This is a genomic window from Streptomyces sp. NRRL B-24085 (assembly GCF_001282115.1).
Classification (GTDB): domain Bacteria; phylum Actinomycetota; class Actinomycetes; order Streptomycetales; family Streptomycetaceae; genus Streptomyces.
Genome location: NZ_LJBR01000443.1, coordinates 1 through 9,619, shown reverse-complemented (window position 1 = coordinate 9,619; position 9,619 = coordinate 1). Strand labels below are relative to the sequence as shown.

6 protein-coding genes are annotated in these 9,619 nt (G+C 69.8%); 3 read left to right on the top strand and 3 right to left on the bottom strand.

Translation table 11 applies throughout. The features are described from left to right. The first annotated feature begins 441 nt into the window (after nucleotides 1-441). A complete protein-coding gene (locus tag AOJ26_RS36075; protein WP_053852578.1) occupies nucleotides 442-957 on the top strand; it encodes a DUF6912 family protein in 516 nt (171 codons plus the stop codon). Nucleotides 958-1,060: 103 nt separating this feature from the next. Then, nucleotides 1,061-1,726 carry an HAD family hydrolase gene (locus AOJ26_RS36070; protein ID WP_053852577.1) on the top strand — a complete coding sequence of 222 codons (666 nt, stop codon included), beginning with the start codon at nucleotides 1,061-1,063 and terminating at the stop codon, nucleotides 1,724-1,726. 57 nt (nucleotides 1,727-1,783) lie between these two features. Here the strand turns inward: AOJ26_RS36070 and AOJ26_RS36065 are convergent, their stop codons facing one another. After that, nucleotides 1,784-2,350 (bottom strand): DJ-1/PfpI family protein, encoded by a 567-nt coding sequence (locus AOJ26_RS36065; protein ID WP_053852576.1) that lies wholly within the window; start codon nucleotides 2,348-2,350, stop codon nucleotides 1,784-1,786. A gap of 514 nt (nucleotides 2,351-2,864) precedes the next feature. Here AOJ26_RS36065 and AOJ26_RS36060 point away from each other — a divergent pair. After that, complete coding sequence (locus AOJ26_RS36060; RefSeq protein ID WP_053852575.1) at nucleotides 2,865-7,814, top strand: NAD-glutamate dehydrogenase; 4,950 nt, start codon at nucleotides 2,865-2,867, stop codon at nucleotides 7,812-7,814. Between the two features lie 110 nt (nucleotides 7,815-7,924). Here AOJ26_RS36060 and AOJ26_RS36055 read toward each other — a convergent pair whose 3' ends face one another. Together AOJ26_RS36055 and AOJ26_RS36050 are read right to left on the bottom strand one after the other, a co-directional pair. Continuing rightward, entirely contained in the window at nucleotides 7,925-8,752 is an 828-nt protein-coding gene (locus AOJ26_RS36055; RefSeq protein ID WP_078960159.1) for an ABC transporter ATP-binding protein, read from the bottom strand. Continuing rightward, nucleotides 8,745-9,619, bottom strand: an 875-nt coding sequence (locus AOJ26_RS36050; protein WP_053852574.1) for an ABC transporter permease, incomplete at its 5' end; no start/stop codon positions are given. The genes AOJ26_RS36050 and AOJ26_RS36055, both read right to left, overlap by 8 nt.

Below are 9,619 nucleotides of genomic sequence, written 5' to 3'. Positions count from 1 at the left end.
GCCGTCGCCCGGGGCCGTGCGGGGCGCGCTGCCACCGGGAGTGCGGGGCGGCGTGCCGCCAGGCCGGCGGGAGTCGCGGCGGGCCGGCGGGCGGGTGCCGGGGTGGTGCTGGGCCCTGGTCATGACCTTGTTCATGGGATCCCCGTTCAGCGGGCCCGGGAAGTACCGGGCAGTAACTTCGGTTGGGGATCTTGTACGGGGCCGGAGACCGCTGCGGCAAGGAAGCGGCGGGCCCGGGTCGGGTGGCCGGAATGTTCACCTATCAGGGTAATCCGAGGGGCGAAAAGCCCGTGAACGCGGGGGCAGGGAGGGTGAATTCCGGGCCCGGGGTGGACGCCCGGCGAGGTCCGGGCAGGGACTCGAAAGGGGACGCCCGCACGTATCCTGAAGGCCTTCGCGGACCCTTCCGACGATGTTCTCCGACCACGAAAGCGGCCAGTCATGCGCGTCTACGTCCCCCTGACCCTCTCCGGTCTCGCCGAGGCGTACAAGACGGGTGAGCTGGGGGCCGGACCGCTCCTCGCCTACGCCGTCACACCCGCCCTGCGCGAGTGGTACCTCTCCGACGACATCGAGGAGCTGGAGTACGCGGCGCTGAACCGGGCCGCGCTGGCCTCGCTGCGGCTGCTCGCCGCGGACTCCGGGTCCGTGCGGCGCCGGGTCGTGGTGGCCGTCGACGTGGCCGACGGGGCGGCGGTCGCCGACCCCGACCGGGCGCTGGACCCCGCGGCGCTGGGTGAGGTGCGGGTCGCCGGGCCGGTGAGGCTGGCCAAGGCGGCCGCGGTGCACGTCGACTCGGACGACGCGGTGGAGGACGTCACCGCCGCCGTGGACGCGCTGGAGGCGGCCGACGCCGGGGACGACGACGCGCAGTTCGTCGTGGACGGGGCCGAGGACCACGAGCTGCTGTGGTACGCCACCCAGGAGATCCCGAACCTGGTGGGGCTGGGCGGCTGAGCCCGTTCTCCGCCGTCCCGTTCTCCGCCGTCCCGGGCCGCGGCTCCACCCGGCGTGACCTGCCGGTCTCTTGATTGTCAGTGGGGGCGGGTACGTTTTCGGCATGGGGAAGCTGACAGGGGCGCACATCGTCTGGGACTGGAACGGCACGCTGTTCCACGACAACGACGCGATCATCGGGGCGACGAACGCGGCATTCGGCGAGCTGGGGCTCGCGCCGATCACGATGGAGCAGTACCGGGCGCTGTACTGCGTGCCGGTGCCGAAGTTCTACGAGCGACTGCTCGGCCGGCTGCCCACCGACGCCGAGTGGGAGCTGATGGACGACACCTTCCACCGGTACTACGCCGAGCACCGGGTGGGATGCGGGCTCACCGACGGCGCGGTGGAGCTGCTCACGGGGTGGGGCTCGGCCGGGCGCAGCCAGTCGATCCTCAGCATGTACGTCCATGACGAGCTGGTGCCGTTGGTCCGAGGGTTCGGGATCGAGGAGCACTTCCTGCGGGTGGACGGGCGGACGGGACCGTCCGGAGGGAGCAAGGCGGAGCACATGGAGCGGCATCTCGCCGCCCTGGTGGGAGTGGAGGCGGCCCGGACCGTGGTGATCGGGGACGCCGCGGACGACGCGGTGGCCGCGATGCGGGTGGGAGCACGGGCCGTGCTGTACACGGGCGGGTCGCACAGCCGGGCCAGCCTCGAAGGCGTGGGGGTGCCCGTGGTGGACACCTTGGCGGAGGCGGTCGCGGAGGCCGAGCGAATAGCGGCGTGACGGCCCGCCTCCGTCCCGCGACCCGGCGGTGTACGGCACGTACCGGCACGGAGCCGACTAGGTGACCGGTGCCTTCGCCCGGAGCACCTTCAGGAACTCCCGCATCCAGGCCGAGTGATCCGGCCAGGCGCGGGAGGAGACCAGGGTGCCGTCGACCACCACCTCCGTGTCCTGGTACGTCGCGCCTGCGGCCTGCATGTCGGGTTCGAGGGCCGGATAGGCCGTGACACGGCGGCCGCGGAGGCCGTCGACCGCGGCCGTGAGCAGCGGACCGTGGCAGATCTGGGCGACCGGCTTGTCCGCGTCGAAGAAGGACTTGAGGATCTTGCGGAGTTCGGGGTCGTTGCGCAGGTACTCGGGGGCGCGGCCGCCGGGGATGACGACAGCCGCGTACTGGCCGGCGTCGACCTCGGCGAAGGCCAGGTCGGCGGGCCAGGTGTAGCCGGGCTTCTCGGTGTAGGTGTCGAAGCCGGGTTCGAAGTCGTGGACGACGAAACGGAGCTGCTTGCGGTCGGGGGCCGCGACATGGACGTCGTAGCCCTCCTCGCGGAGGCGCTGGTAGGGGTACAGGACCTCCAGTGACTCTGCGGCGTCACCGGTGACGATGAGGATTTTTGCGGTCATGTCGGCAAAGTGCACCGACGGGGCGCGCTTGCCAAGAGGGTGTGCGAAAAGGAGGGAAGAAGGTCATGGCCTGGATGCGGCGTCGGCACTGTGCAGAGTGTCAAAGTTCCACCCCCGGTTTTGTACACATACGGCTCATGACGGCCCCCCTGTGAGGAGCGATAGCCTGGTGGCGTGATCAGCGCGATAGTTCGCGGGGGCGCTGTGGCCCCCGCCCCGCGCCCGGTGCGCACGGAACACCTCCGTGGCCGGGCGGCGGCCGCTGGTCCTCGCGGGCGGGACGGGGCCGTAGTGACCCTCATGACGCCGAGCACACCCTCGTCACCGGCGCGGCAGAGAGCAGCGTCACACCTGGCAGGCGTGCCGAGAATGGCCGATATACCCCCGCTCATCTCACCCTGCGGCATAGCGTCGGAGCAGACCGGAGACCCCGGGCCGTGGCGTCGAGCCGCAGGAGAAGAGACCGTACTTCCTTCTACGTCACGCAACGGCGCGCGACAGGAGTCAGAGGACAATGCAGACCAAGCTGGACGAAGCCAAGGCCGAGCTGCTCGAGAGGGCCGCGCGGGTAGCTGAGAACAGCCCGGCCGGGGGGCACCTACCGACTGGGACGACGGACGACGAGACCCCCCGCACTCCGGACACCCCGGACAGCGAGACCGTGCTCGCGTTCCTCCAGCGCTACTACCTGCACACGGCCCCCGAAGACCTCGCCGACCGCGACCCGGTCGACATCTACGGAGCCGCTCTCTCCCACTTCCGGCTGGGCGAGGCCCGCCCGCAGGGCACGGCCAACGTGCGGGTGCACACCCCCACGGTGGAGGAGAACGGCTGGACCTGCACCCACTCGGTCGTCGAGGTCGTCACCGACGACATGCCCTTCCTCGTCGACTCCGTCACCAACGAGCTGACCCGCCAGGGACGCGGCATCCACGTCGTGATCCACCCCCAGGTCGTCGTCCGCCGCGACCTCACCGGCAAGCTCATCGAGATCCTCACCGCCCCGCCCTCCGCCGACCTCCCGCACGACGCGCACACCGAGTCCTGGATCCACGTCGAGATCGACCGCGAGACCGACCGCGGCGACCTCAAGCAGATCACCGCCGATCTGCTGCGCGTCCTGTCCGACGTCCGCGAGGCCGTCGAGGACTGGGAGAAGATGCGGGACGCGGCCCTGCGGATGGCCGAGGAACTGCCCGCCGAGCCCGTCGCCACCGATCTGCGCGACATGGAGATCGACGAGGCCCGCGAGCTGCTGCGCTGGCTGGCCGACGACCACTTCACCTTCCTCGGCTACCGCGAGTACCAGCTCAGGCCGGACGACTCCCTCGCGGCCGTGCCCGGCACCGGCCTCGGCATCCTGCGCTCCGACCCGCACCACGCCGGCGAGGAGGGCCACCCGGTCAGCCCGTCCTTCGAGCGGCTGCCCGCCGACGCGCGCGCGAAGGCACGCGAGCACAAGCTGCTCGTGCTGACCAAGGCCAACAGCCGGGCCACCGTGCACCGGCCGTCGTACCTCGACTACATCGGGGTCAAGAAGTTCGACGCGGACGGCAATGTCGTCGGCGAGCGGCGTTTCCTCGGACTGTTCTCCTCCGCCGCCTACACCGAATCCGTACGCCGGGTTCCGGTCATTCGGCGCAAGGTGGACGAGGTGCTCGAAAGGGCCGGATTCTCGCCCAACAGCCACGACGGCCGCGACCTGCTCCAGATCCTCGAGACCTACCCGCGCGACGAGCTCTTCCAGACCCCGGCCGACGAGCTGGAGTCCATCGCCACCTCCGTCCTCTACCTCCAGGAGCGGCGGCGGCTGCGCCTCTACCTGCGCCAGGACGAGTACGGCCGCTACTACTCGGCCCTCGTCTACCTGCCCCGCGACCGCTACACCACCGGCGTCCGCCTCCGGATCATCGACATCCTGAAGGAGGAACTCGGCGGCATCAGCGTCGACTTCACCGCCTGGAACACCGAGTCGATCCTGTCCCGGCTGCACTTCGTGGTCCGCGTCCCGCAGGGCACCGAGCTGCCGCAGCTCAGCGACAGCGACAAGGAGCGCATCGAGGCCCGCCTCGTCGAGGCCGCCCGCTCCTGGGCCGACGGCTTCGCCGAGGCGCTCAACGCCGAACTCGGCGAGGAGCGCGCCGCCGAGCTGACACGCCGCTACGGCAACGCCTTCCCCGAGGGCTACAAGGCCGACCACAGCCCGCGCTCCGCGGTCGCCGACCTGGTCCAACTGGAGCGGCTCGGCGAGGAGAACGACTTCGCGCTCAGCCTGTACGAGCCGGTGGGCGCCGCCCCCGAGGAGCGCCGCTTCAAGATCTACCGCAAGGGCGACGCCATCTCCCTGTCCGCCGTCCTGCCGGTCCTCAACCGGCTCGGCGTCGAGGTCATGGACGAGCGGCCCTACGAACTGCGCTGCTCCGACCGCAGCATCGCCTGGATCTACGACTTCGGCCTGCGCATGCCCAAGTCGCAGAACGGCACCGGCGACTACCTCGGCGACGACGGCCGCGAGCGCTTCCAGGAGGCCTTCGCCGCCACCTGGACCGGCAAGGCGGAGAACGACGGCTTCAACGCCCTCGTGCTGAGCGCCGGCCTGAACTGGCGTCAGGCGATGGTGCTGCGGGCGTACGCCAAGTACCTGCGCCAGGCAGGCTCGACGTTCAGCCAGGACTACATGGAGGACACCCTCCGCAACAACGTCCACACCACCCGGCTGCTCGTCTCCCTGTTCGAGGCGCGGATGTCGCCGGACCGTCAGCGCGCCGGCCACGAACTCGTGGACGCCCTCCTGGAGGAGCTCGACGCCGCGCTCGACCAGGTCGCCTCGCTGGACGAGGACAGGATCCTGCGCTCCTTCCTGACCGTCATCAAGGCGACCCTGCGCACCAACTTCTTCCAGGAGGCCACGGGCGGCAAGCCGCACGACTACGTCTCCATGAAGTTCGACCCGCAGGCCATCCCCGACCTCCCGGCCCCGCGCCCGGCCTTCGAGATCTGGGTCTACTCGCCGCGCGTCGAGGGCGTGCACCTGCGCTTCGGCAAGGTCGCGCGCGGCGGACTGCGCTGGTCCGACCGGCGCGAGGACTTCCGCACCGAGATCCTCGGCCTGGTCAAGGCACAGATGGTGAAGAACACCGTCATCGTGCCGGTCGGCGCCAAGGGCGGCTTCGTCGCCAAGCAGCTCCCCGACCCGTCCGTCGACCGGGACGCGTGGATGGCCGAGGGCATCGCCAGCTACAAGACCTTCATCTCGGCGCTGCTCGACATCACCGACAACATGGTGGCCGGCGAGGTCGTGCCCCCGGCGGACGTCGTCCGCCACGACGAGGACGACACCTACCTCGTCGTCGCCGCCGACAAGGGCACCGCGACCTTCTCGGACATCGCCAACGGCGTCGCCGAGCAGTACAACTTCTGGCTCGGCGACGCCTTCGCCTCCGGCGGCTCGGCCGGCTACGACCACAAGGGCATGGGCATCACCGCCCGCGGCGCCTGGGAGTCCGTCAAGCGGCACTTCCGCGAACTGGACCTCGACACCCAGTCCGAGGACTTCACCGTCGTCGGCATCGGCGACATGTCCGGAGACGTGTTCGGCAACGGCATGCTGCTCAGCGAGCACATCCGCCTGGTCGCCGCCTTCGACCACCGGCACATCTTCATCGACCCCAAGCCGGACGCGGCCGCCTCCTACGCCGAGCGCCGCCGCATCTTCGAGCTCCCGCGCTCCAGCTGGGCCGACTACAACACCGAGCTGATCTCCACGGGCGGCGGCGTCTTCCCCCGCACCGCCAAGTCGATCCCCGTCAACGCCCACGTCCGCGAGGCCCTCGGCATCGAGGACAAGGTCACCAAGATGACCCCGGCCGACCTGATGAAGGCCATCCTCAAGGCGCCGGTGGACCTGCTGTGGAACGGCGGCATCGGCACCTACGTGAAGGCGTCCACCGAGACCCACGCGGACGTCGGCGACAAGGCCAACGACCCGATCCGCGTCGACGGCGCCGACCTGCGCGTGCGGGTCGTCGGCGAGGGCGGCAACCTGGGCCTGACCCAGCTCGGCCGGATCGAGTTCGCGCTGCACGGCGGCAAGATCAACACCGACGCCATCGACAACAGCGCGGGCGTGGACACCTCCGACCACGAGGTGAACATCAAGATCCTGCTCAACGGCCTGGTCGCCGAGGGCGACATGACCGTCAAGCAGCGCAACAAGCTGCTCGCCGAGATGACCGACGAGGTCGGCCGCCTGGTCCTGCGCAACAACTACGCGCAGAACACCGCCATCGCCAACGCGCTCGCCCAGTCCAAGGACATGCTCCACGCCCAGCAGCGCTTCATGCGCCACCTGGTGCGCGAGGGCCACCTCGACCGGGCCCTGGAGTTCCTGCCCACCGACCGCCAGATCCGCGAACGGCTCGGCGCGGCACAGGGCCTCACCAGCCCCGAGACGGCCGTCCTGCTGGCGTACACGAAGATCACGGTCGCCGAGGAGCTGCTGCACACGTCGCTCCCCGACGACCCGTACCTGCACGGTCTGCTGCACACGTACTTCCCGAAGGCGCTGCGGGAGCAGTTCCCCGAGCACATCGACAACCACCCGCTGCACCGCGAGATCACCACGACCGTCCTGGTCAACGACACGGTCAACACCGGCGGTACGACCTATCTGCACCGCCTGCGCGAGGAGACCGGCGCGTCGCTGGAGGAGATCGTCCGGGCGCAGACCGTGGCCCGCGCGATCTTCCGCTCCGGCGTGGTCTGGGACGGAGTCGAGGCACTCGACAACAAGGTCGAGGCCGCCGTACTGACCCGTATCCGCCTGCACTCGCGCCGCCTCGTCGAACGCGGCACACGCTGGCTGCTCAACAACCGGCCGCAGCCGCTCCAGCTCGCCGAGACCGTCGAGTTCTTCGGCGACCGCGTCGAACAGGTCTGGTCGCAGCTCCCGAAGCTGCTGCGGGGCGCCGACCTGGAGTGGTACCAGAAGATCTACGACGAGCTGAGCGGCTCCGGCGTCCCGGACGAACTCGCCACGCGCGTGGCCGGTTTCTCCTCGGCCTTCCCGACGCTGGACATCGTCTCGGTGGCCGACCGCATGGGCAAGGACCCGATGGACGTCGCCGAGGTGTACTACGACCTCGCCGACCGGCTCCACATCACCCAGCTCATGGACCGCATCATCGAACTGCCCCGCGCCGACCGCTGGCAGTCCATGGCCCGCGCCTCCATCCGCGAGGACCTGTACGCGGCCCACTCGGCGCTGACAGCCGACGTCCTGGCGGTGGGCAACGGCACGTCCACGCCCGAGCAGCGCTTCAAGGCCTGGGAGGAGAAGAACGCCCCGATCCTCGGCCGGGCCCGCACCACCCTGGAGGAGATCCAGAGCTCGGACGCGTTCGACCTGGCCAACCTGTCGGTGGCGATGCGCACGATGAGGACACTGCTGCGGCAGCACTCCTGAGGCCTACGGCCCCTTCGTCGGGCCTACGACCATGAGGGCGCCCGGGACTTCACGGTCCCGGGCGCCCTCGCCGTCGTGGTGCAGGAGCTGTCGGTGCGGGAGCCGTGCTGTCAGGCGGCGGCCTTCTGCTGGGCCTTGGCCTTGGCCTTGTCCGGGCCGCCCGTGAAGTCCTCGTAGGCCGCCAGGACCTCGTCGGTGGGGCCGTCCATGCGCAGCTCACCGCGCTCCAGCCACAGCACCCGGTCACAGGTGTCGCGGATCGACTTGTTGCTGTGGCTGACCAGGAACACCGTGCCCGCGTGCTTGCGGAGTTCGCGGATCCGTTCCTCGGAGCGCTTCTGGAAGGAGCGGTCGCCGGTGGCGAGGGCCTCGTCGATGAGGAGGACGTCGTGGTCCTTGGCGGCGGCGATGGAGAACCGCAGCCGGGCCGCCATGCCGGAGGAGTAGGTGCGCATCGGGAGGGTGATGAAGTCGCCCTTCTCGTTGATGCCGGAGAAGTCGACGATCTCCTGGTAGCGGTCCCTGATCTGCTCGCGGGACATGCCCATGGCGAGGCCGCCGAGGTGGACGTTGCGCTCGCCGGTCAGGTCGTTCATCAGGGCCGCGTTGACGCCGAGCAGGGAGGGCTGGCCGTCGGTGTAGATACGGCCGTTCTCCACCGGGAGCAGACCCGCGACCGCCTTGAGCAGGGTCGACTTGCCCGAACCGTTGGTGCCGATCAGGCCGATCGCCTCGCCCTTGTAGGCGACGAACGACACGTTCCTGACGGCGTGCACCCTGCGCACGCCCGCGGCCTTCTCGGCCTGGCCCCGGCGCAGCATGCGGTTGAGGGCGGCGGTGGCGGAACCCTTGCCCGCGCCGGTGCCGTTGACGCGGTAGACGATGTCGACGCCGTCGACGACGACGGTGGGGATCTTGTCGTTCTCGATGTCAGCCACGGCCGTACGTCTCCTCAGCCTTCCAGAAGTAGATGAAGCCGCCGACGCCGGCGAGCAGCGCCCAGCCCACGGCGATCGCCCACACGTGGTGCGGCAACTGGCTCGCGTGGAAACTGTCGATCAGGGCGTAGCGCATCAGGTCGATGTAGACGGCGGCCGGGTTGGCCTGGAGGACCGGGACCACCCAGGACGGCCAGTCGTGGTGGCCCTTGGCCAGCTTGTCGATGCTCCACATCACACCGGAGACGTACATCCAGGTGCGCAGGACGAACGGCATCAACTGCGCGATGTCCGGTGTCTTGGCGCCCATCCGCGCCACGATCATGGAGACGCCCGCGTTGAACGTGGACTGGAGCACCAGCGCCGGGACCGCCAGCAGCCAGGACGCCGCGACCGGGACACCGAAGCAGAGCAGGATCACGACCAGGGCGGCCATCGAGAAGAGCAGTTGCTGCAACTGCTGGAGCGCGAACGAGATCGGCAGCGCGGCCCGCGGGAAGTGCAGCGCGCGCACAAGGCCGAGGTTGCCGGAGATCGCCCGGGTGCCCGCCATGATCGAGCTCTGGGTGAACGTCCAGATGAACACGCCCGTCACCAGGAACGGCACATAGTCCGGCACGTTCCTCTTGGTGCCCAGCAGCACGCCGAAGATGAAGTAGTAGACCGCCGCGTTCAGCAGCGGGGTCATCACCTGCCAGACCTGCCCGAGCTTCGCCTGGCTGTACTGCGCGGTGAGCTTGGCGGTCGAGAACGCGGTGATGAAATGACGCCGAGCCCAGAGCTGACGCACGTAGTCGGGCAGGGAGGGACGGGCGCCGCTGACCGCGAGGCCGTGCCGGGCGGCCAGGGCCGAGAGGTCTTCGTCGG